Source organism: Listeria farberi, assembly GCF_014229295.1.
Classification (GTDB): Bacteria; Bacillota; Bacilli; order Lactobacillales; family Listeriaceae; genus Listeria; species Listeria farberi.
Genome location: NZ_JAARZL010000001.1, coordinates 344611 through 366499, shown reverse-complemented (window position 1 = coordinate 366499; position 21889 = coordinate 344611). Strand labels below are relative to the sequence as shown.

The following is a 21889-nucleotide window of genomic DNA, read 5'->3' as shown; positions in this document are numbered from 1 at the left end:
TGGTGCGGTTATTTTTTATTACATCGCTTGGCAGTTAAGAAATCGTTTCAAAAAAGATTGTTTTGTCATCATTTTCCATTATTAACTTAAGCAAACGTTCTCATTGACTTGATTTTAAAAAATTTCAGAAAAATTGGTTTTTATGCTTGAAAATATTCTCAACAATGTGTAAACTAACAACATAGGTAAGAAAAGTTGACCTACTTGACGCACGAAAGCCGTTGTTTTTCTACTTTATAACATCGTGCGTATTTGCATTAAGTTTTCTACTTTTCCTTATAGTCAAAATATTTAAACAAGGAGCGATTATAGTATGGCACAAACATCCACTATTCAAAACGACACAAAGGCAGCCGAAGAATACGCAGCCCGTGTGTTTGAAACAATTAAACAACGGAATCCTGGCGAAACGGAATTCCACCAAGCAGTTGAAGAATTCTTAAACTCTGTTATCCCAGCCCTTGCAAAAGAACCTAAATACGAAGCAAATGGTATTTTAGAACAGTTAACAGAACCCGAACGCCTAATTAGTTTCCGAGTTCCATGGGTGGATGATTCTGGCACAGTACACGTAAATCGCGGTTATCGGGTTCAATTCAATAGCGCAATTGGTCCGTATAAAGGTGGGCTTCGTTTCCATCCTTCTGTTACAGGAAGCATTATTAAATTCCTTGGTTTTGAACAAATCTTCAAAAATTCCCTCACTGGTTTACCAATTGGTGGCGGTAAAGGTGGCTCTGATTTTAATCCAAAAAATAAATCAGATGCTGAAGTAATGCGTTTTTGCCAAAGCTTTATGACAGAATTACAAAAACATATCGGCCCAGATACTGATGTTCCAGCTGGTGATATCGGCGTGGGTGGACGAGAAATCGGCTACTTATTTGGACAATACAAACGTCTTCGCGGAGCTTATGATGCTGGTACTATAACTGGTAAAGGGCTATCTTATGGTGGTAGTCTAGCACGTACAGAAGCAACTGGTTACGGTCTTGTTTATTTCACGGTTGAAATGTTAGAAGCAGCTGGTGAATCTATTCGCGGTAAAAAAATTGTCGTTTCCGGATCTGGTAATGTAGCCATTTATGCAATTGAAAAAGCCCATGAACTCGGGGCTAAAGTAGTTGCATGTAGTGACTCTGCTGGTTTTGTTTATGATAAAGAAGGTATTAAAGTAGAAACTGTAAAACAATTAAAAGAAGTAGAGCGTAAGCGTATCAGTGAATATGTAGTACTTCATCCATCTGCTGAATATTATGCAGGCGGCGATGTGTGGTCTGTTCCATGTGATATTGCACTTCCATGCGCTACTCAAAATGAAATAAATGCCGACCAAGCTCGTGCACTCGTGAAAAACGGTGTAATCGCAGTTGCAGAAGGTGCAAATATGCCATCTACGCTTGAAGCGGTTGACATTTATCACGAAAACAAAGTATTATTTGGCCCAGCAAAAGCAGCCAATGCCGGTGGAGTTGCCGTGTCAGCACTCGAAATGGCTCAAAACAGCACGCGCATGAGCTGGACTTTCCAATCAGTAGATGAACACTTACAAAACATTATGAAAGACATTTATAAAAACTCAAGCAATGCTGCAAGCGAATACGGCGCAACTGGTAATTTAGTTGTCGGTTCCAATATTGCAGGTTTCCTAAAAGTTGCAGATACAATGATTGCTCACGGAATTATTTAAATAGAAAAACCCTGCTTTCACACTGAAAGCAGGGTTTTTTTACGTTATCTCATCAATTTTCGTAATATAAAAGAAAGTCCAAACCACAGTAAAACGCTAATAAAAATAGCAACAATCCATCCAAATGCATTATGTTCTAATGGAAGTGGCATATTCATTCCAAAAAAACCAGTGATAATCGTTGGCACTGTAAGCAAGATAGACAACGCCGTAAGTATTTTCATCGTATCATTCAAATTATTATTTAAGATGTTATTATACGTACCCGACAGTTGCTGTAATATTTGCGAGCTAAGTTCTGTCATTTCAACCAGTTGTCTAGCTTCAATTAATGCATCCTCAAACTGCTCTTTTTCCACTTCATTTAACGTTCGAAAGATTACATGTGTTTTCATTTGCTCTAATAAAGCAGCGTTTTGTTTAGAAGCTGATAAAAAGTACACGATTCCTGTTTCTAAATCAGATAAAGAAAGTAAATTTTTCTTCGTCGTTTTAATTTTCAGCTTATCATTAATTGTTTTGCGATCAATATCCATCTCTTCTACATACGGGAAAAACGAATCCATAACAAGGTACAAACTACTAAATAAAAATTGTAAAATAGTCACATCTTCATTCTCTTTTAAGTATTTATTCATTTTTTTTACAATATATTGGTTGTTTTTATTTGTAATAGTTAGCAACTGTTTATCTTTAATAATGTAAACCATTGGAATTGTTTCATAATGATTATCAATTTTTCTCTGGTCAGGTACATTAAATACCACCACAAAAGTATCCGTTTTCTGGTCGTATTCAAAATGAGCTCGTTCGTTTCTATCTAAAGAATAAGCAATGACTTCCTCATCAATGTTATAGGTAGTATAAATATTTTCTAGCTTACCAGCCTTATCCGTATCAATGTTAACCCAATTGTATTTTTTATTCCCAAAAATTGTTTGAATAGACATTCATTTCCCCACTTTCCTAGATGACATAAAAAAAGAGCACCTTTTCTAGGCACCTCTATTCATACATAATTATAGCACAGAACCTGGGAAATTCTGTGCTACAACCATCTTAAAGGAGTGTTTATTTGAAAAAAGTAATTAAAAACATTTCTATGGGGGAAGTGATTTATTTTTAATTAATTCATTTCAAATGACAATCTCTATGGGATAAGTATATCTTACATTACTTTTATTTCCGAGTCAATACTTTTGTTACAAAAACATTTCATAAAAGTCTAATATATAGTTAACTTTATGAAATGTAATAAAAATGCAATAAACATGATGTTTTTCTATCTTTTCTTCACTATGCTATAATTGATTAGGAAATATCTTATATATAGGAGGAATTGGCATGTCAAATAATGAAGCAACTGCTTATATTGGTACATACACCAAAGTCGAAAGCCAAGGCATCTATCGCCTAGTAATCGATAAAACTACTGGTGAAATTAAAGAAAATAAATTAGCTGGAAAAATGGATAACCCAACATATCTTAAAATTTCAGATGACGAAAAATTCGTCTACTCTGTAGCAAAAGATGGCGATAAAGGTGGAGTTGCAGCTTTTTCAATTGAAGAAGATGGCTCGCTTGCTTTCATTAATCAAGATGTTCAAACAGGTAATCCACCATGTTATGTAGATGCTTCAGAAGATGGTTCTATCGTTGTTTCTGCTAACTATCACCTAGGTACAATCGTAAGTTACCCAACAGAAAACGGTGCTTTAAAACCTTCTGTTGCAACGATTCAACATACTGGTAAAAGTGTTCACGAACGTCAAGAAAAACCTCATGCACACTTTGCCGGATTTACTCCAGACCAAAAATACGTTATTACATGTGACCTTGGAACAGACAAAGTAACTACTTACTCCTCTCATTCTGGTAAACTTGAAAAAGTAACTGAATTAGATGTAAAACCTGGGAGCGGTCCTCGTAACCTTGTCTTCCATCCAAACGCTAAATATGTATATATCATGACTGAATTAAATTCCGAAGTTATTTTTGCTGAATATGATAACGCAACTGGTAAATTAAACGTTATCCAAACAATCGCTTCTCTTCCAGAAGGATTTGATAAAGAAAATAAAGGTAGCGCAATTCACATTTCTCCAGATGGTCGTTTCCTCTATGTTTCTAACCGTGGCCAAGATGCTATCGTTAGCTATGCTGTTGCAGAAAACGGTACTTTAACACTTGTAGCAACAACTCCAGTAGAAGGCGTTGGTCCTCGTGACTTTGACCTTAATTACACTGGCGACATTTTAGTTGCAACGAACGAAAACAGCAATAACGTTACTGTTTTTGGTGTTAATAAAGAAACTGGTGCTCTTACTTTACTTCAAAAAGATGTAAAAGTTCCAGAACCAGTTTGTATTAAATTCGTAAAATAATTTAAAAATCCAGAGTAGTGTATTTCGCCACTCTGGATTTTTTTATGCTAAGACTAGCTTTCCTGCTTCAATATAGCTTAAATCATTAACTGCTTCAATCGTCCATTCACCATTTTCAAATCCAAGTCTTGTAACACTCGCATTTGCTAATTCTGGATTAATTTGCGTTATATCAAAGAAAGAAATAATGGTATTAATCGCCATCCCATGAGAAACAACTAATACATTTGCATTTTCAGATTGATTTTCTTTAGCAACTGTTTCCAAAGCATTTTTCAAGCGAGTTACCATGGAATTCCATTTTTCGGACATTCCGGTCTCATCAATTTTTTCAACTGTTTCTGAAATGATTTGATAGCCATCGTAGCCGAATTTTTCAAAAGCTTCCTCCACAGACTGAAAACCAAGGTGCTCGATTACTTTTCCGAACATCACATCTTCATATTCTCCTTCAAACTTACCAAAACCAAATTCACGAAAATCACGCAACTCATTGATTTCTAAATGTGTTTGCTTACTTTCTCGTAAAACAATTCCAGCAGTTTCAATCGTTCGACCGCGGTCACTTGTATAAACAGCATCAAAAGGAATTTCCCTTAGCCCGCGACCTAAAAATTCGGCCACTTCTATTCCTTCATTTGTTAATGGTGTATCTGACCAACCTTGCACACGACGATATGTATTAAACATTGTCTTACCATGCCTAACTAAATACACATTAAGTTTTTCTGCTCCCACTTAAACTCCTCCTTGCGCTTTTTTTCCAGCCTCTACATAAAACATATTTCCAGGTTCTTCAATCGAAAAAACACCATCTTCAAAAATAACTTTTGTCACACTAGCATTTTCGATGGTTCTTAAGTTTTTACTTGCATCAATCATTTCAATAATGCGGTGAATCACCATACCGTGCGCAACGACTAGTACATCTCCACCCCCGCGAGTTTGCGCATCCCGAAGAATTGCATTCAATCCAGTAGTCAATCGTTTTTCAAAAATAGTCGAGTTTTCTGTCATACCGGTTTCATCCATTTTATGCACTGTATCAATGACGATATTAGAATTGTTTTCAGAAGTTTTATCATAATAGTTTTCAATTGACTCAAAACCGTGAGCCTTCGCAACCATTTTTAACACAGTTTGGTTATATTCACCTTCAAATTTACCGAAACCAAACTCACGCATTTCAGCTAATTTTTCGAGTTTTAAATGATGATTGTTACTTTCTTTCATCACAATTCGAGCTGTTTCGATTGCACGTCCACGATCACTTGCGTAAGCGCCTACAAAATGAGTCCCTTTTAAACCACGTCCTAAATCATGGGCAACAAGTGCTCCCTCTTCAGTGAGCGGTGAGTCAGCCCAACCCTGTACCCGATCAAGTGTGTTTAAAATCGTCTTTCCATGTCGCGTTAAATAAATAACTACCCTACTTGAAGATTCCATGTATACACTCCTTTAAATTATCACTTCTCCCTTTAATAGTAGCAATCTTAAGAGTTAATGGCAAACTAATTAATTCTCTATACAAAAAACACTTCCTCCAATTAAGGAGAAAGTGCGTTTAATTCTTTTAATGAACACCCTTCATGTATTTTTTCAAAAATGGTGCGAAAATGAATAATGCTATTGCAAAGGCAATTGCTACAAAACCAGTGATTCCGAAATAAGCAATTTCTGTGTCGGCATTAAAGAATTGTGTTACTTGCGCATTAAATGCTTGGCCCATCGCATCTGACAAGAACCACAGGCTCATTGTTTGGGATGCAAAAGCTTTTGGAGCTAGTTTTGTTGTTGCAGATAATCCTACTGGTGAGATAAACATTTCACCAAAAATACATATGAAGAAACTTAATACTAGCCAAAGTGGACTTACAAGTGTTGTCGTATTTCCATGTAAAATACCAGGAAGCATCATTACAACAAATGATAAACCAGCAAAGAATAAACCTAAAGCAAATTTTCGGGGTGTAGAAGGTTGTCTGTCACCAAGTTTTGTCCAAATCCAAGCAAAAATTGGCGATAAAGTAATCACAAAAACTGGATTAAGTGACTGAAAATTAGCCGGGTTTAGGTTAATTCCCAAAATAGATAAATCTGTTCTTTCTGCCGCAAAAAGGGCCAATGTTGATGAGCCTTGTTCTTCAATCATCCAAAAAAGAACTGCGATTAAAAATAACGGTATGTATGCAGTTAATCGTGATTTTTCATCTGCCTCTGTCTTTTTACTTGTCATCATCATAATAAAGTAAGCAAGTGGAACGCCAACGCCCATCACCGTTACAGCAAGGATAATTGTATTAATTGTCAAACTACCTGTAATCAGAGTTAAAATAGCAATTAATAATCCTATACCTAAAACAATACCAATGATTTTGAATGTAAGACTTTTTGCTTCTGCTTTTTGAAGCGGATTTGGAACTTTTTTGCCTGCTTCTTTTAAGTAACGTTTTCCTGTAAGAACATAAACAATTAGTGCAACTGCCATACCAATTGCCGCTACACCGAAACCAGCGTGGAAACTTCCAGCCCTATCAGATACAGTGGAAACGATTGGTGGGGCAATAAAAGCACCTAAGTTAATCCCCATGTAGAAAATACTAAAACCAGCATCACGGCGATTATCTCCCACTGGATATAAGTCACCAACTACACTGGAAACATTTGGTTTAAGCAAACCAGTTCCTAAGATAATAAATGCCATTGAAACAAATAGAGCCGTTGCTCCACCATTAGGAAGGGCAAGAACAATATGCCCTACCATAATTAATACGCCACCATAAAAAATTGTCTGTCGTGGCCCAAGAACTCGGTCCGCAAACCAACCGCCTATAACACCTGACATAAAAACAAGCGATCCATAGATAGACATAATTGCGGTAGCGGTAGCTTGGTCAAATCCTAGCCCACCTTTTGCAACCGAATCATACATATAATAGATAAGTATTGCTCGCATCCCATAGTAAGAAAATCGCTCCCAGAATTCTGTATTAAATAGGGTAGCGAGTCCACGCGGATGCCCAAAAAATGTTTTTTCCTTTGATGCATTCTCTGTACTCAAGAAAATTCGCCCTCTTTCATCTCTTTTCATATAAAATTAAGTAAATGCAGTTTATGCTAGTTACGAAAAGTTTCATTTATTGTTATAAAGCATTCGTATAAATTTGACGAGATACTTCTAATGTTTGATTGCCACGTTCTGAAATATTTGTTAAACCATGACGTTCTAATTGGTCTACAAGTACATCCACCACTTCTTCACCTAGCCCATAATCACTAAATCTAGTCCCTGCCCCTAAACTTTCAAAAAACTCACGGGTCTTAAGAATGGCTAGATCTATTTTCTCTTCATTACTTCCACTCGTGATTCCCCATACACGTTCAGCATATTGCACTAATTTATCATGTTTTTCATTACGACGTACATTTAAAAGAGAAGGTAGTACAATTGCTAATGTTCGTGCATGATCAATCCCATAAAGTGCAGTGATTTCATGGCCTAAACTGTGGCTCGCCCAGTCTTGCGGAACACCTCTGGATAACGTCCCATTAAGTGCATTTGTTGCAGACCACATGAAAGTAGCACGTGTATTATAATCATGATTATCTTCCTTGATAACATCTGGACCAATTTCAATTAATGTTTGTAGTAAACTTTCAGCATAACGGTCTTGTAGTAATGCACCCACTGGATAAGTCATATATTGTTCCATTACATGCACATAAGCATCCATAATCCCATTCGCTAATTGACGTTTTGGTAGTGTATATGTAAGTTCTGGATCAAGTAAAGAGAAAACCGGGTAAGTATAAGCACTACCAAAGCCAAGTTTTGCTTTCTTTTCAACAAAAGTGATTACTCCACCACTATTCATTTCAGAACCAGTTGCTGGGAGGGTTAAAACGGTCCCAAAAGGAAGTGCCTTTGTGATAGGCCGTTTTTCACCAATACCGCTACCAAAAATATCCATTGGCTCGCCGTCGAATAATGCTCCAGCTGCAACGAATTTTGTTCCGTCTATCACTGAGCCACCACCGACCGCAAGTAAAAAGTCATAATTTTCTTCTTTAACTAGTTGGATAGCTTTAATTAATGTTTCGTATGTGGGATTCGCTTCAATACCACCAAATTCGCCAACTTCTCGTGATTTAAGAGCTGCTTTTACTTTATCTAATGTGCCAAAACGCTCTACACTTCCGCCCCCGTACAAAATCAATACTTTTTTATCTTGAGGAATCACTTCATTTAATTCTGCTAAACGATTTTTACCAAAGATAATATGCGTAGGATTATAATAATCAAAATTCAACATTTCTTTTTGCATGTTAACGTCCTTCTTTCTGTTTACAAAATTACATAGCATAGTTAATAATACACTTTTTCAAGAAAAATTAAACCTTTACACAAAAGTTTCCATTTATATATGTAAATAATCGCTTTTATTCCGAATAATCGTCCCTGATAATAGTGATTTTCTATACAAAAGACCTACTTTAAGTTAAAATGAAATAGAAAAAGAATGGAGTGAATAACATGTTGATAAAAAACCTTTGTATCCCTAAAATAAATTTAACAACCGTTCCTGGAGATGCTACTTTACAAGAGGCTATCAATTTACTAGAAGAATCTGGTTATCGCTGTGTTCCTGTACTAGATGAAAAAGGCGAAAAGTTCCTAGGTAATATTTATAAAATGCATATTTACAAACATGCAGCAAATGGTGGAAGCCTGAGCGATCCTGTAATGAGCTTAATCAAAAATGCAACAAAACACATTTGTTTGAATGCATCTTTCTTTGAAGTATTCTTTACAATTAAAGAACTACCATATATCGCTGTTTTAAACGAACAAGGTAATTTCTATGGTATTTTGACGCATGGTAAGCTACTTGGTCTTCTTCAAGACGGCTGGAACGTAAAAACTACTAGTTATGTACTTACGATTGCAACCGGTGAAGTACAAGGCGCCTTAACTAAAATCACTAAAATCATCGACCGTTATTCGAGCATCGCGAGTTTGATTACACTCGATAACCAAACAGAAGATTTCATTCGTCGCGTACTTGTTTCCTTGCCAGTTGGAGTAACCGAAGATAAGAAAAACGAAATCATCACTCATTTAGAACGTAAAGGTCTTCGTGTTGTAGAGACAGAGAAAATTAAAAAATAAAAAAAGCTTGAAAACGACTTTTCATCTCGTTTTCAAGTTTTTTTATACAAATTTATTTTTCATCATCTTTTTTCTTTGCTGCCCTTTTTCCAACAAAGTAAGTTGCGATAATGATTAGAATGAAAAGTAGCAATCCGCCTACAATATACATCCATGTGTAATCTTTCTCTAGTCCTAATGCTTTTTTATTAGCTTTTTTCGCCTCATCTGATGATATAGTAAAATCTCTCGTCCACTCCCATTTGTCGTCTTTATTTTTAGCAACTAAATGTAATTTATACTTTCCTGGTTTTAATTCTTGATTTTTCCAATCCACGCTATAATTAAAATTGGAATTTGGCGCCATTGATAGGTCTGTGCGCTTTGATTCATGTAAAACTTTTTCGCTACCTTTTTTATATATTTTGGCATCCACGGCCAGTCCACCAACTAAGGTCGCTTTTGTATTTTGCAAGTTTATTTCGACTACATTTCGGTAGTTCCTACTTCCTGCTTTAATTTGATTTAATACTAGTTCTGGCTTCACTACAGTCGTTTTTTCGGTTAATTTCACACCAATTACATAGGCATATTCATTTTTAATTTGAACTTCTTTTTCTTGCTTTGTTTCTTTCTCTGTTTTTTCTTTAGTCTTTTCTTTAAAATGTAACCCGCCTAAAATAATTCCATCATAGCTTTCTTCAGGCATCTGAACAGTTACTGACCAAATTTTAGTCTCATTTGGTTCTAGTGAAACTTCAGAGTCACTCTCTTCTGTTATATATGCAAACGGATATTTAAGCGTTTCGTCCGGTTTCGTTTTCGGTATCGAGTAATCCACATATCCCATCTCATTGGTAATAGCCGTGTTGGCAACGCAATTAATAGTCGTTTTTTCTTTACTTTGATTGGTAATTTCCACATCTAGTTTTTGCTTCTGCTTCGGTTCCATTTGTAAATCGAAATAAGTCACACTAGACGCCTGATTATCAGGGAGAACTGCTTTTACAGAAAAATTATTACTTTCTGCTGCATCTACTTGCTGGACTGGAAAACAAAGAATAGCAAGTATGCAAACAAAGATGAGAGTCCATATTTTTTTCAAATCTCTTTTTCCTCCTAATTACTTAATGTAAAAAGAGAAAACAACATCAAAAAATGAAGTTTTCCCTTATAAATTATTAGATTGCTGGTGTATCGCTTAAGGTCCAAGTTAATGTACTTTGGTATGTTCCTTCCGCTACTGCCACATTTTTAGGAATAGTTAATTTTGGTTTAGTTGTTTCCGTTGCTGATATTTGTGCGGAACCAAAGCTATCCGTCCATGTCCCCATTCCTTCATCATCGTTAAAGTTAGTTGGTGTAGCTGTTTGTTTATCTTTAGCTGCCATTACAGGAACTGCTGCCCCGCCAGTCATGGAAATTGTTACATTATCATACCCAGTTGGAGCTTGGGCAGTAGAATCTCTCGTACTGACAGTAGATTTTGGAATAGTTAATTCAGCACCAGCAATTTTTTTAGCAGGCGTGGAAGAATCTTTGAACTCACTACCTGTTACAGAAAGCGTCCATCCATTATTCGAACCACGAACGTCACTAATTTGGGCGTAAGGAGTTACATCTTTAGTAACAGAAACTTCTCCTGGTAAATCTTGTGTACCATTTCCATTAGTATCTACATAAGTATTAATCGTTTCATCTTTTGCATGCGCGGTTATTGCACCTTTAGATAATTTTGATACATCATGAGAGCCAAAATCCCAATCAGATACTGATAAAATCCAAAGACCATCAGTACCTACTGGAGGAACAGTTGGATCTGGAATAATCGGGTCTGGATCAACCGGATCTGGATTTACCGGATCTGGATCTGGCGTTAAGCTTTTATCAAATTTCACAGTCCCTTTTGAATCATGTGTTACGGATGTAGTTGCTGAAGCACTATCACTAGAAAGTACTGGTGCCACAATCAATCCTAACGCTAATAAACTTGCTGTTGTTACTTTTACTGTTCTACTAATCATATTATTCTCCTCTTTCTGTTATCTTTTTTTGCCTTGCCAAACAATTAACTCTCTTTCCTCACCCCCTTAAAGTGTTTTTTACCTATAAATAAAATTAGGCCAATCCCTAGAAAAACAAGAGTGAAATCACTTGAACCTCCAGTTTTTGGAAGCCTTTGGGGGATTTTCGTAGGAAAAGTGCCTGTTTTATCATCTGTTCCACTTTTACCTTTATGAGGGTCTTTCTTGATTACAACTCCTGCTTTACTAGTCGCTTTATCCATTGCTTTTACTTCTACATAAAATGGGGTTATGCTTAAGAATAAACTACAAATTATAATGAATCCTATTTTTTTCAAATCAAATAGCTCCTTTTGATTAAGGTCTAGGTGCATCTTCTAAAGTCCATGTAACCTTAGATTCATAAGCATCATTCACTAAAGCATCATTAGGTTGGATTTCTATTGTTAATCTATCTTCTAAGTCGAAAATAGTAGAAACAAAACCTGATTCTGTAGTTGTTGCTTGTTTTTGCTCAATTGGCTGGTTTGTATTATTTAAGTAAACCGGACTACTCGCAGGTAAGTTACTTTGATACTTTAGTGAACTTTGAATAATGTCTCCACTGCCATTTGTAAATGTTGTCATTGAACCTGTTATCGTCCAACCTTGCTTCGACTTTCTTCTATCTATTACCTTTAACTCCACTTGTTCTCCTACTTGATAGCATTTCAATGTTTGTTTTTCATTTGAAATTGGAACCGAATCAATATTTGTATCAATATCCATCCGAAAATCACTAGGAATTTGCAGTTCTAGACTTTCTCTAACGTGAACTACTACAGTTACAGGGATAGCCGTTTGAGAATATGGTGGATTGCCTGGAGATGATAGCGTTACAACATAATCTCCAACTTTTTTTAAATCTACTACTGAGTCAAAATCATCCACAAGCGAACCAACCCCAGTCAAATTTGCATTAACATCTAGCCTAAATTGATTAGCATCAATACTTTCACCGACTAAATAAGTATATTCTTCATCTGCAGTTATAATAGGTGGCTTTGGTTGAAATATGACATTCACATTCACCGAGTCTTCTCCATCTATATTAGAAGCTTCGATTGTAACTACATAATTAGTAGGATTTTTTGAACTCGGTATTTTTTCCTTAAAATTAGTTGTAATTTTCGCTGGTTTATCTGTTACAACTTTTGCATCTTGTAACAATTGTTCTTCTGTTAGCGGTGTATCTATATCATAAATAAGCTGTTTTTCATATGATATAATCTTCGGAGCTACTATATATTCTAATGGTTGGTAAAAATATCCTGAATACATCAACTGACCGCCATTATCATTAATAGGTGTAACTTCTTCCCATCCATAAGAAACACCCTCTTTAATGCCACCTTCTTTTAAAGGTATAAACGGTTTTAATTTTACTACTTCTTGTGCCCAAGTAATCATGGAGTTTGTAGAGTCAATTGTCGCAGCTGGGTTAAAGCGAGACATTGGGATTGATTTGGTTGTACCTATAGCCTCTTCTGCCTTTATAGTAAAATCATATTTGGCAGATAGTTCCTTTGCTTCTAAATAAATTTTTTGATTTTCACAAGTTATTTCCACTAGATTCAGCATAGATGTATTTTTAAGGCTTGATAAATCAGCAATATTATTATTATTTAAATGAAGCCACTTTAGTTCAGTACTAGAAAATTCTGCCAATGGTGAAACATTTGAAATATCATTATAGTCAAGCATTAGTTCCTGTAATCGAGGAAGCGCATCAGGGATACTTGCAAATTGAGATAAATCAGTGATATTATTTTTCGCTAGATTTAGTTGCTTTAACATAGGTGCATTCATTTTTAAAATCGGCGAAATATCAGAAATCCCTCCTTTTAAAATACTTAAGCTGTCCAGTTTTTGAAAACCATTTGGTGCTTTTAAAAAAGCTGACATCCCTTGTAAAGATTCGTTAGATATAATCCTTAAGCTTTTTAAGTTAGATAGATATTGTATGCCTTCGATATTTTTAATAATTACTGTCGACTCATCAGCAATAGAAGAAATATTATTCAAATCCGCTTCAGTAACAACATCGCTAACTACCCAATCATTTTTATAAGTGGTCTGAAAATTGAGGTGTCGTGCTACTGATTCTGCCAGTTCTGGATCTGGGAATAAATCTGCTATCGTACTATTTGCAGGAATTGATAAGGAGTTGGCTTTCAGTTTTTTCGGTTCAATTAGTGTTTTTTTCGGTTCATTTTCTTCTTTTTTCAGTGACTCTGGTGTCACTTCTTTTTTTTCTGAAGCTTCCTCTATTACCGATTCCGCTGTTTGTTGCGGCAATATACTTTTTTCCGTCTCCGTAGCTTTCGAGTAGACAGGTACAATGAGCGCTAAAATTAAAACAAAAACCAGAACCATCTTCCAATTTATTTTCATTATTTTAAGGTCTCCTTTTTAAATGCTAGTTAACTGTTTTCATAATGTTTTGCTACCTTTTTTTGGACTAAGAAAGTTTTTTTGTGTGGCTTCAAAATTTCTTGTTCTATTAAGCGAATACGTTGTCTGTAAAAAGCTGCCTTTGATAAGGTACTATATTCAATTAAGATTTTAATTGTAATTTCTGGTGGTAATAAAACATTACCTTTTTCATCCTTTTCGCCAATGAGCATTCCTAAGTACTTTATCGCATAATATAGTTTTTCTTGATGCTCTTTACCATTAAGTAAAGTCCTATAGTATAAATGACGCCCAATCATTTTTAAAAAGAAATATTGAAAGCCAAAGTTTTCTGGAAAGAGTGATAATGCGTATTCTATATCCTCTTTTTTGTACTCATATACTATACATTCTTCTGAAAGAGCGATATTCGTTACTATTGGTGGTGAATTTTCTAAAATGGAATAACTTAAAAATATACCCGGTTCAAAAATAGATAACAGTTTTTCAGGCGACTCACAAGTATAACTGCTAATATAACCCTTTATTAATAAAATGGCACTGTTCGGATTTGAAGAATTGGTCATTACATTTTCATCACGTTTTAATTTACGTTTTTGATGTTTGATACCATATTTTTGCATCATTTTGATAAATTCTTTATATGTATATAATTCTTCCATTAAAATCCACTCCTCTTCTAAAATGAGCTTTTAAGCAGCTCATTGTTTAGCTTGTCAAGAACTAAACTTATACTACCATGCGTGAATTGATGTTGTTTCTCCAGAGAGAACAAATAACAAACTTTTCATTCAAAAATTATAAAGAATGGTTGCAAATTTCCTCGTAAATCCCAAAATAAAATTGTTTGTTATTTTGTCACAAATTAGCAAAAATCATTTTTCAATTTATTTTCTCTTATAAAAGTGCTCTATATACCTCTGATACCTTTCCAGAAGGTTCATTCTATGATACTATTATCATAAAACATTTGTGATAGATGGTAACTTTTGTTCCAATATAAAGTAGGATGGAGGTAATAAAGATGAAATGGGAAGAAAAAAGAGATATGGTGAAAATCGCTACTTGGTATTATCACTATGGTTGGACCCAAGCACAAATCGCCAAAAAAATCGGGATATCTAGATCTATTATTTCTAAAACTTTGCAACGCGCAAAAGACTTAGGTATTGTTGAAATTTTTATTAAAGACGAAACTTATTATACGGTGGACTTAGAACAAAAGTTAGAAGAAAAATTTGGTTTAGAGGAAGCAATTGTCGTGGCAACACATGATATGTCTGAGGAAGAGGCGCTAAATTTCCTCGCCAAAGAAGCAGCTTACACACTAAGTAAAAGAATTGCCAAAGTGAATACCCTCGGGATTTCATGGGGGAAAACAATTCGTAAATTCGCCAATGAATTCCCGTATATCCCTCATAAAGATTTAACGATTATTCCGCTAATCGGAGGCATGGGATCAAGCGATATCGACCTCCACTCCAACCAAATTTGCTACGATTTAAAGAAAAAAATGCAGTGTCATAGTAAATATTTATATGCACCTGCCCTTGTAGAAGATACAGAAATGAAAGTGGATTTATCTAAAAATAAATATATTAACGAAGTCCTTAAAGAAGGTAAAACTGTTGATATGGCTATTGTTGGTGTATCCAGTCCCTACAACCAAAGTACAATGGAAGAAATTGGTTACATCACACCTGAAGATATTGAAGAACTACGTTATAAAGATGTGGTTGGTGATATTAATTCACGTTTTTTCACGGCAAATGGGGAGGAAGCAAATACACAAATAAATACACATGTGATTGGACTCAGCTTAGAAGAACTTAAAAAAATTCCAACAGTCGTCGCTTTAGCAAATGGACTACAAAAAAAAGACGCCCTTGTTTCAGCACTCAATGCTGGATTGATAGATGTGATTGTGATTACTGATAGAATGGCCGAATATATCCTTCAAAAAAACGATTAAGTAAGATTTCATCCGTGAAAAACACACAATCTCAAAAGCACTCTCCGACAATGGATTGGGCTTTTTTTATTTATTTTAAACTAAAAAAATCCAATATTTCATTGACGAAAAAATATTAAAGTGTTATATTTAATTTGTGAAATACGACATTTGTCACAATGGGTGACAAATGTCACCAAATTCATTTATTGGATAAAATAGCTTTATCCGGAGTTTTATTTTAATAAATGAAAACGATTACTAGGAGGAACTTGAAATGACTTTATATAGACAGTTACTTGCTCGTGAGAACGAAAATAATCCGATTCGCGTTGGTGTTATCGGCGCTGGTCAAATGGGATTCGGTATGATTTCGCAAATCGCCGCTATTCCGGGTATGACTGTTGTTGGTATTAGCGACATTCATGTAGAAGCAGCACAAAAAGCAGCGGACGCATATAACGCCACCGCTACAAAAAAAGAAAAAATTCTACTATCCAATGATTTTAAAGAAATTATCCATTCTAATCTGGTAGAGGTAATTGTTGATGCCACTGGCGTTCCAGAAGTCGGCGCAAAAATTTCCCTGGAAACCTTACTTGCTAAAAAACAACTCGTTTTACTTAATGTAGAAATTGATATCACTATTGGGCCGCTAATGAAAAAATTATATGATAGTGCTGGCCTCGTTTATACTGGCTCTGATGGTGATGAACCTGCCGCAATAACTGAACTTTACGAATTTTCCAAATCCATGGGTATGGAAGTCCTCGTCGCTGGTAAAGGGAAAAATAATAAACTTAAAATTAGCGCCAACCCTGATAGCTGTCAAGTCGAAGCCGATGGGAAAAATATGGCCTCTCACATGCTAGCTGCTTTCCAAGATGGTACAAAAACAATGGCAGAAATGAATTTGCTTTCTAATGCTATCGGTTATGTCCCAGACGTTGTTGGAATGCATGGTATTTCAGGTGACGTTGATTCGGTCATCAAAGACCTAAACTTAAAAGATCAAGGTGGTATTTTAAATAAATTCGGCGTTGTAGAATATGTAGATGGCTTAGCACCGGGTGTCTTCGTTATCGTAAAAGGACAAAATGAAGGCGTTAGTCACGAACTTAGTTACCTCATGAAAAAAGGTGACCGCGATCATCACATTCTTTATCGTCCCTATCACCTAGCTAGCCTTGAAACACCTTTAACCATTGCAAAAGCTGTGTTGAACCACGATCATGCTATCGTTCCAATGGGAGCACCAGTTTCCGAAACAGTTGCAGTTGCTAAAAAAGACATGGTTGCCGGAGAAAAATTAGATGGAATTGGTGGTTTCTGTGTACGAGGTGTATTGGAGACTCACGTCGATATGGCAACGAATGGTCACATTCCAATCGGTTTAATCAGCGGTGATGTGGTAGCCCGCAGAAATATCAAAGCTGGCACATTTATTACTGACGAAGACGTTTCATTAGATGAATCTACTACTGTTTGGAAACTTAGAAAACTGCAGGATGAAACATTTAGTAAATAAATTCAACTTGGTGGGAAGGCGAATCTCTTCCCACCCTCTAAGGAGGAAAAGTAAATGAATATTGTCCTTATTGCTTCCCTCATTTTCATTGCTCAGACGTGTCTTGGCTTTTTCCAAGTCAGGTATTATCAACATCATATGAACAAAGTTGCGAACAAATATGCTGGAAAAATCGGTTATCATCTTTATTCTGAAATGGAACGACTAAAATTTCGTACGAGTGCTGTAGCCATCTTAGTCGTAAATGAAAACCATATTGTTCATGAATGCCAAATTTTAACCGGTAAGACAATTTTTGCACAGTTCAAAACGTTCACCAACTACCATCATAAGGAATTATCCGAAATATTAATGGAACTCAGTAGTAAAAATAAGAATACAATTCAAGAAAAAGCCATTATTAAAACTGTCAACAGTTGTATGAAAGCGCTTTAAATAACTAAAAAAGGAGTGTTTCCTAGTGAATTATATTGAATGGTTTGGAACAAACTTTATCGGTCTATTTGAGGCTGGTGGCAAACAGTTTGTAAGTTTTATGACAGGAATTGTCCCTCTTTTAATTGTCCTATTAACCTTTACTTACTCGATTATCGCCTTTATCGGGGAAGAGCGAGTCAACCGAGCAATCCAATTTTCAGCCAAGAATATGATTTTGCGTTATACCTTAATGCCCATTTTATCCGTCTTGATGTTAACGAATCCTATGGCTTATACATTCGGTCGATTTGTTAAAGAGCATCAGAAACCAGCTTTTTATGACTCTGTGGTATCATTTTTGCACCCAGTTACAGGATTATTTCCGTATGCAAATGCTGGTGAATTATTCGTTTACCTAGGTATTGCTAACGGTGTGGTCGAAGCTGGATATAGCATGTCAAGCCTTGCTGTTCGTTACTTCCTAGCTGGCATCGTCGTTATTTTAATGCGTGGTGTGATTACAGAAACAATTACAAAATTCTTAATGCGAAAAGAAAAAGTCTGATATAGAAGGAGGCAAATTAAATGTATCAATCAATTCATGTGAACAAAGGTCAAGGTGGTTGGGGAGCTGGACTAGATATTACTCCGAGCGAACCGAGAACAAAAGTTGTTTCTATTACTGGTGGTGGTATTCATCCCGTAGCACTGAAAATTGCTGAATTATCTGGCGCTGAAGCCGTGGATGGCTTTAAAAACTCGATTCCTGAAGAAGAAATGATGTGCGTTGTTATTGATTGTGGTGGTACTGCGAGAATTGGCGTCTATCCGATGAAACGTATCCCAACCATTGATGTTCTCCCTTCTTCCCCATCAGGCCCCCTCGCAAAACATATTACAGAAGATATTTTTGTTTCTGGCGTCAAACCTGAAGATATTGAACTTCGAAATAGAAGCGCTGAAACTGGAAAACCATTTGACAGAGAAAAGTTCAAAGAAGATTATGCCAAAATTAAAGAAGACCAAAAAGAAGCAAGCGAACTAAAGGAAGGTTTCCTCGTGAAATTTTCTCGCGGTATTGGTAAAGCAATGGGGGTGTTCTATCAAGCAGGACGTGATTCTGTGGATATGCTCATTAAAAACATTATCCCTTTTATGGCATTTATTAGTATGATTATCGGTATTATTAATTACACCGGCATTGGGAAATTAATTGCGAATACGCTCTCTCCTTTAGCTGGATCCCTGTGGGGAATGTTATTAATTGCATTTATTTGTAGTTTGCCTTTTCTTTCACCAATTCTCGGTCCCGGAGCAGTTATTGCTCAAGTAATTGGCGTTCTGATTGGTTCTCAAATTGCAATTGGTGCTATACCAGTTACTTACGCCTTACCAGCACTATTTGCGATTAATGCTCAAGCTGGTTGCGACTTTATTCCAGTAGGACTATCTCTTGCAGAAGCTAAGCCAAAAACAGTTCAGTTCGGTGTTCCAGCCATTCTTTATAGTCGAATGATTACTGGTGTCCTTGCTGTTGTTATCGCTTGGGTATTCAGTATCGGTATGTATTAATTTTTAGGAGGAACTTGCTATGACTATAAGTAAAATTATTGAAATCGGACCACTTGTCCCTGCTTTTGAAGAAGAAAAAATCGTTATCTTATTCGGACCAACAGCTACTAATGAATTGCGCGAAATATCGGTTATTCACGAATTCCAAGATCCACCAAATAACACCCTATCTAAAGGGAATACATTACTAATCGGCAAACAAGCGTATATAATAGAAGAAGTCGGCACAGAAGCTAACAAAAACCTCGAAGAACTTGGTCATATTTCTATTTATTTCCGCTCAGGACAAAATGAAGTTTTACCAGGAGCAGTGGTTGTTTCTCCAGAAATTTTCCCAACGATTACAGTGGGTGACAGTATTCAATTTTAAACCCCTGAAAAAAATGTGTTATCTTTCACCTTGTCAATCCTCCCTGTTTTCGATATAATTACTTTTATAACGATAATGAAAATCATTTTCAATTAGGGAGGAAATACAAAATGTACCAAAAGCATAAATGGGCTGCTATTTTGATGACTGTTCTTTTAGCAGTAGTTCTAACCGCTTGTGGCAGTTCTTCGGATAAAGACTCAAGCAAAGAAAAGGAATCCGCAACAAAAACGGTCACTGATACAACGGACCGCAAAGTAGAAGTTCCAACTACGCCAAAAAGAATTGTCGCACTTCAAAACGTAAGTGAAATGGAAATTCTTGGCGTTAAACCTGTTGGTACAACTGATTATTACATCACTACATACCCTGAGGCAACTAAAGGGACAGAAAGTGTTGGTAATGACAAACCTAGTATTGAGAAAATCGCTAATTTAAAACCAGACTTAATTATTATTAGTGATTACCAAAAAGATCTTTTAGAGAATTTAGAAAAAGTTGCACCAGTTTACATCTCGCATTTCGGTGATACTCCGGACAAACAACTTTCTAATATCGCAAATCTCTTAAATAAAAAAGAAGAGAAAGAAAAATGGGACAAAGATTACGCTCAAAGTTCTAAAGAAGCTAAGGCAACGTTAAAAGATGCTGGCGTGGAGAACGAAAAAGCTGCTGTGATTCAATTCTACGGCAAAGAAATCTATGTTCATGATGCTAAAGTATTTGATGGCTTATTCTCTGGGGCTGGTTTTACTCCTACTGATGGAGCTAAATCCAACAAAGAAACAAAAGCAATTTCAAGTGAAGCTATACCTGAATATGCAGCAGGTGCAGATCGTTTATTTATCTTAATGCCTACAGATGGTAATGAAAAGTCTGTAGACGAAATGCTTAACGGTGTTTGGAAAGATATTCCAGCTGTGAAAAAAAATCAAGTATATAAAGTAGACAACACTAAATGGAGTGACTATAGTGCTGCTGCTCAACTTTATCAAATGGAAGATGCAGTAAAACAAATTACTAGTAAATAAATAAGAACTCGATTCTGCTAACAGAATCGAGTTCTTTTATTTATTTAATAAACTATAAATGTGATTATTCACTTTTCCAAAGGAGGCAATCTTATTTTGAACATTAGAAAATAAGATTACATAAGTTCTACCAGTATGGCTCATGCTATTAGAAACATCCCAACCAGTTAAAACCCCGTGACTATTATAGCTTCCAGGATCCGCATAAAATCCCATACCATAATTAGATTTACTGCCCGGTGTGAACATTTTTTTTAAGCTTGCTTCTGAAATTAACTTTTTATCCATTAATGCTTTATCGAATAAATACATATCCGTAGTAGACATACTTATGTCCCCTGATCCATATAATTTCGTTAAATTTACTAATGCTGGATTTTGATAAACTCCATTTTCATCTATTTTGTAGCCTGTTGATATGTTTTTTCCCCCATCAACATCTTTTTGAAAGTATCCAGTATGTTTCATTTTTGCTGGTTCAAATATATTTTCTTGCAAATAAACGGCGAGTGGTTTCTCGCTAACTTTTTCTACGAGATACGCCATAATAGTATAATTTGCATCCAAATAGTCCCATTTCCCAGGTGGTGATTTAATTCCACGCTTCTCAATAGCTGCAACTAATTGTTCTGGCGTCACATTCCCAGATACTTGCGGACGTCCGACAATTCCAGAGGTATGATTCAAAAAATTTTTAATTAAGATGTTATTACCATTAGGAAAATCAGGCAAATACTTCGATATAGGATCATTTGTACTTATTTTACCTTTTTCTTCTAATTGTAATAAGGCTGTTGCTATTATCGCCTTTTGAGAAGAACCGATATAATATAATGTATCTGGCGTGTTTAATTCTTGTGTTTCTCGATTAGCAAACAAATACCCTTTTTGTATAATGATTTGGCCGTCACGAATAATTAGGGCTGAACCACTAAATCCGATTTCTTGTAAATAGGTATCAATTGCTTTGTTATTAACTATTGTTTCTTTAGGTTTTTCTTCTACATTTTCCGGCTCTTTTGGCTTCTCAGCTTTTTTGGTAGTCGGTTTTTCATTTGGTGTAGTCGCTGTAGCTGCTTTTTTCTTTGTTGGTGCGGATACTGTTTGTTGTTCTTTACTTTTAAATTCAAAAACCATCCAGCTAGTAGCCATAAAAAAAAGTATAAGTACAGTACTCAACACGATAATCATGTTCTTGCGTCTTTTACGTTTACGTCTTTCGCGTCGATTCATTTCATCACTCCTGGTCTAGTCTAATCACTTACTGACTTCCCAAAAGAGAATGTATTAAAAGAAATTATCCCAAATTTCTAATAAT

Annotated in this window: 21 protein-coding genes; 10 read left to right on the top strand and 11 right to left on the bottom strand. The window is 35.7% G+C overall.

Annotated elements, in window-relative coordinates:
• Nucleotides 1–313 precede the first annotated feature (313 nt).
• Nucleotides 314–1690, top strand: a complete 1377-nt coding sequence (gene gdhA, locus HCB38_RS01780; protein WP_185618689.1) for an NADP-specific glutamate dehydrogenase — start codon at nucleotides 314–316, stop codon at nucleotides 1688–1690.
• Nucleotides 1691–1734: 44 nt separating this feature from the next.
• On the opposite strand, the gene HCB38_RS01775 is transcribed toward gdhA, so the two are convergent.
• A complete protein-coding gene (locus tag HCB38_RS01775) occupies nucleotides 1735–2640 on the bottom strand; it encodes a magnesium transporter CorA family protein (protein WP_185318066.1) in 906 nt (301 codons plus the stop codon).
• Between the two features lie 394 nt (nucleotides 2641–3034).
• Here HCB38_RS01775 and HCB38_RS01770 point away from each other — a divergent pair, with 394 nt between their 5' ends.
• Entirely contained in the window at nucleotides 3035–4075 is a 1041-nt protein-coding gene (locus HCB38_RS01770) for a lactonase family protein (RefSeq protein ID WP_185637378.1), read from the top strand.
• A gap of 42 nt (nucleotides 4076–4117) precedes the next feature.
• Here HCB38_RS01770 and HCB38_RS01765 read toward each other — a convergent pair whose 3' ends face one another.
• The 4 genes from HCB38_RS01765 to HCB38_RS01750 form a co-directional block, all read right to left on the bottom strand.
• The gene (locus HCB38_RS01765) at nucleotides 4118–4813 is read right to left on the bottom strand and encodes a histidine phosphatase family protein (RefSeq protein ID WP_185618695.1); all 696 of its coding nucleotides are present in this window, start codon (nucleotides 4811–4813) and stop codon (nucleotides 4118–4120) included.
• Entirely contained in the window at nucleotides 4814–5521 is a 708-nt protein-coding gene (locus HCB38_RS01760; protein ID WP_185318063.1) for a histidine phosphatase family protein, read from the bottom strand.
• Nucleotides 5522–5648: 127 nt separating this feature from the next.
• Nucleotides 5649–7166: a peptide MFS transporter gene (locus tag HCB38_RS01755; RefSeq protein WP_185318062.1), complete on the bottom strand. Its 1518-nt coding sequence runs from the start codon at nucleotides 7164–7166 to the stop codon at nucleotides 5649–5651.
• A gap of 52 nt (nucleotides 7167–7218) precedes the next feature.
• Entirely contained in the window at nucleotides 7219–8400 is a 1182-nt protein-coding gene (locus HCB38_RS01750) for an iron-containing alcohol dehydrogenase (protein WP_185618697.1), read from the bottom strand.
• Nucleotides 8401–8609: 209 nt separating this feature from the next.
• Between HCB38_RS01750 and cbpA the strand changes: the two genes are divergently transcribed.
• Nucleotides 8610–9245 carry a cyclic di-AMP binding protein CbpA gene (cbpA, locus tag HCB38_RS01745; RefSeq protein ID WP_185637376.1) on the top strand — a complete coding sequence of 212 codons (636 nt, stop codon included), beginning with the start codon at nucleotides 8610–8612 and terminating at the stop codon, nucleotides 9243–9245.
• A gap of 52 nt (nucleotides 9246–9297) precedes the next feature.
• On the opposite strand, the gene HCB38_RS01740 is transcribed toward cbpA, so the two are convergent.
• The 5 genes from HCB38_RS01740 to HCB38_RS01720 form a co-directional block, all read right to left on the bottom strand.
• Complete coding sequence (locus tag HCB38_RS01740; RefSeq protein WP_185637374.1) at nucleotides 9298–10329, bottom strand: WxLIP family cell surface protein; 1032 nt, start codon at nucleotides 10327–10329, stop codon at nucleotides 9298–9300.
• Between the two features lie 76 nt (nucleotides 10330–10405).
• Nucleotides 10406–11248 carry a WxL domain-containing protein gene (locus HCB38_RS01735; protein WP_185318058.1) on the bottom strand — a complete coding sequence of 281 codons (843 nt, stop codon included), beginning with the start codon at nucleotides 11246–11248 and terminating at the stop codon, nucleotides 10406–10408.
• A 44-nt stretch (nucleotides 11249–11292) separates the two neighbouring features.
• Nucleotides 11293–11586, bottom strand: a complete 294-nt coding sequence (locus tag HCB38_RS01730; protein WP_185318057.1) for an LPXTG cell wall anchor domain-containing protein — start codon at nucleotides 11584–11586, stop codon at nucleotides 11293–11295.
• A 19-nt stretch (nucleotides 11587–11605) separates the two neighbouring features.
• Complete coding sequence (locus HCB38_RS01725) at nucleotides 11606–13681, bottom strand: LapB repeat-containing protein (RefSeq protein ID WP_185318056.1); 2076 nt, start codon at nucleotides 13679–13681, stop codon at nucleotides 11606–11608.
• Between the two features lie 29 nt (nucleotides 13682–13710).
• Nucleotides 13711–14364, bottom strand: a complete 654-nt coding sequence (locus tag HCB38_RS01720; RefSeq protein WP_185637372.1) for a cyclic nucleotide-binding domain-containing protein — start codon at nucleotides 14362–14364, stop codon at nucleotides 13711–13713.
• Nucleotides 14365–14726: 362 nt separating this feature from the next.
• Between HCB38_RS01720 and HCB38_RS01715 the strand changes: the two genes are divergently transcribed.
• From HCB38_RS01715 to HCB38_RS01685, 7 genes are all read left to right on the top strand, one after another.
• The gene (locus HCB38_RS01715) at nucleotides 14727–15674 is read left to right on the top strand and encodes a sugar-binding transcriptional regulator (RefSeq protein ID WP_185608090.1); all 948 of its coding nucleotides are present in this window, start codon (nucleotides 14727–14729) and stop codon (nucleotides 15672–15674) included.
• A 256-nt stretch (nucleotides 15675–15930) separates the two neighbouring features.
• Nucleotides 15931–17181: an NAD(P)H-dependent oxidoreductase gene (locus HCB38_RS01710; RefSeq protein WP_185637370.1), complete on the top strand. Its 1251-nt coding sequence runs from the start codon at nucleotides 15931–15933 to the stop codon at nucleotides 17179–17181.
• A 54-nt stretch (nucleotides 17182–17235) separates the two neighbouring features.
• Entirely contained in the window at nucleotides 17236–17616 is a 381-nt protein-coding gene (locus HCB38_RS01705) for a transcriptional regulator GutM (RefSeq protein WP_185318052.1), read from the top strand.
• Nucleotides 17617–17641: 25 nt separating this feature from the next.
• The gene (srlA, locus tag HCB38_RS01700; RefSeq protein ID WP_185318051.1) at nucleotides 17642–18163 is read left to right on the top strand and encodes a PTS glucitol/sorbitol transporter subunit IIC; all 522 of its coding nucleotides are present in this window, start codon (nucleotides 17642–17644) and stop codon (nucleotides 18161–18163) included.
• Between the two features lie 20 nt (nucleotides 18164–18183).
• Complete coding sequence (srlE, locus tag HCB38_RS01695; RefSeq protein WP_185318050.1) at nucleotides 18184–19170, top strand: PTS glucitol/sorbitol transporter subunit IIB; 987 nt, start codon at nucleotides 18184–18186, stop codon at nucleotides 19168–19170.
• Nucleotides 19171–19189: 19 nt separating this feature from the next.
• A complete protein-coding gene (locus HCB38_RS01690) occupies nucleotides 19190–19540 on the top strand; it encodes a PTS glucitol/sorbitol transporter subunit IIA (protein ID WP_185637368.1) in 351 nt (116 codons plus the stop codon).
• Between the two features lie 110 nt (nucleotides 19541–19650).
• Nucleotides 19651–20571 carry an ABC transporter substrate-binding protein gene (locus tag HCB38_RS01685; RefSeq protein WP_185318048.1) on the top strand — a complete coding sequence of 307 codons (921 nt, stop codon included), beginning with the start codon at nucleotides 19651–19653 and terminating at the stop codon, nucleotides 20569–20571.
• 36 nt (nucleotides 20572–20607) lie between these two features.
• Here HCB38_RS01685 and HCB38_RS01680 read toward each other — a convergent pair whose 3' ends face one another.
• On the bottom strand, nucleotides 20608–21804 hold the full coding sequence (locus HCB38_RS01680; protein WP_185637366.1) for a serine hydrolase domain-containing protein: 1197 nt from the start codon (nucleotides 21802–21804) through the stop codon (nucleotides 20608–20610).
• Nucleotides 21805–21889: the final 85 nt, after the last annotated feature.

Bases quoted from the DNA above. Each gene is read 5' to 3' on its own strand.
- HCB38_RS01725 (WP_185318056.1), bottom strand. From the start codon at position 13,681: ATGAAAATAAATTGGAAGATGGTTCTGGTTTTTGTTTTAATTTTAGCG.
- srlE (WP_185318050.1), top strand. From the start codon at position 18,184: ATGTATCAATCAATTCATGTGAACAAAGGTCAAGGTGGTTGGGGAGCT.
- HCB38_RS01720 (WP_185637372.1), bottom strand. From the start codon at position 14,364: ATGGAAGAATTATATACATATAAAGAATTTATCAAAATGATGCAAAAA.
- HCB38_RS01750 (WP_185618697.1), bottom strand. From the start codon at position 8,400: ATGCAAAAAGAAATGTTGAATTTTGATTATTATAATCCTACGCATATT.
- cbpA (WP_185637376.1), top strand. From the start codon at position 8,610: ATGTTGATAAAAAACCTTTGTATCCCTAAAATAAATTTAACAACCGTT.
- HCB38_RS01775 (WP_185318066.1), bottom strand. From the start codon at position 2,640: ATGTCTATTCAAACAATTTTTGGGAATAAAAAATACAATTGGGTTAAC.
- HCB38_RS01685 (WP_185318048.1), top strand. From the start codon at position 19,651: ATGTACCAAAAGCATAAATGGGCTGCTATTTTGATGACTGTTCTTTTA.
- HCB38_RS01705 (WP_185318052.1), top strand. From the start codon at position 17,236: ATGAATATTGTCCTTATTGCTTCCCTCATTTTCATTGCTCAGACGTGT.
- HCB38_RS01690 (WP_185637368.1), top strand. From the start codon at position 19,190: ATGACTATAAGTAAAATTATTGAAATCGGACCACTTGTCCCTGCTTTT.
- HCB38_RS01760 (WP_185318063.1), bottom strand. From the start codon at position 5,521: ATGGAATCTTCAAGTAGGGTAGTTATTTATTTAACGCGACATGGAAAG.
- HCB38_RS01715 (WP_185608090.1), top strand. From the start codon at position 14,727: ATGAAATGGGAAGAAAAAAGAGATATGGTGAAAATCGCTACTTGGTAT.
- HCB38_RS01755 (WP_185318062.1), bottom strand. From the start codon at position 7,166: ATGAAAAGAGATGAAAGAGGGCGAATTTTCTTGAGTACAGAGAATGCA.
- HCB38_RS01680 (WP_185637366.1), bottom strand. From the start codon at position 21,804: ATGAATCGACGCGAAAGACGTAAACGTAAAAGACGCAAGAACATGATT.
- HCB38_RS01770 (WP_185637378.1), top strand. From the start codon at position 3,035: ATGTCAAATAATGAAGCAACTGCTTATATTGGTACATACACCAAAGTC.
- HCB38_RS01735 (WP_185318058.1), bottom strand. From the start codon at position 11,248: ATGATTAGTAGAACAGTAAAAGTAACAACAGCAAGTTTATTAGCGTTA.
- HCB38_RS01710 (WP_185637370.1), top strand. From the start codon at position 15,931: ATGACTTTATATAGACAGTTACTTGCTCGTGAGAACGAAAATAATCCG.
- gdhA (WP_185618689.1), top strand. From the start codon at position 314: ATGGCACAAACATCCACTATTCAAAACGACACAAAGGCAGCCGAAGAA.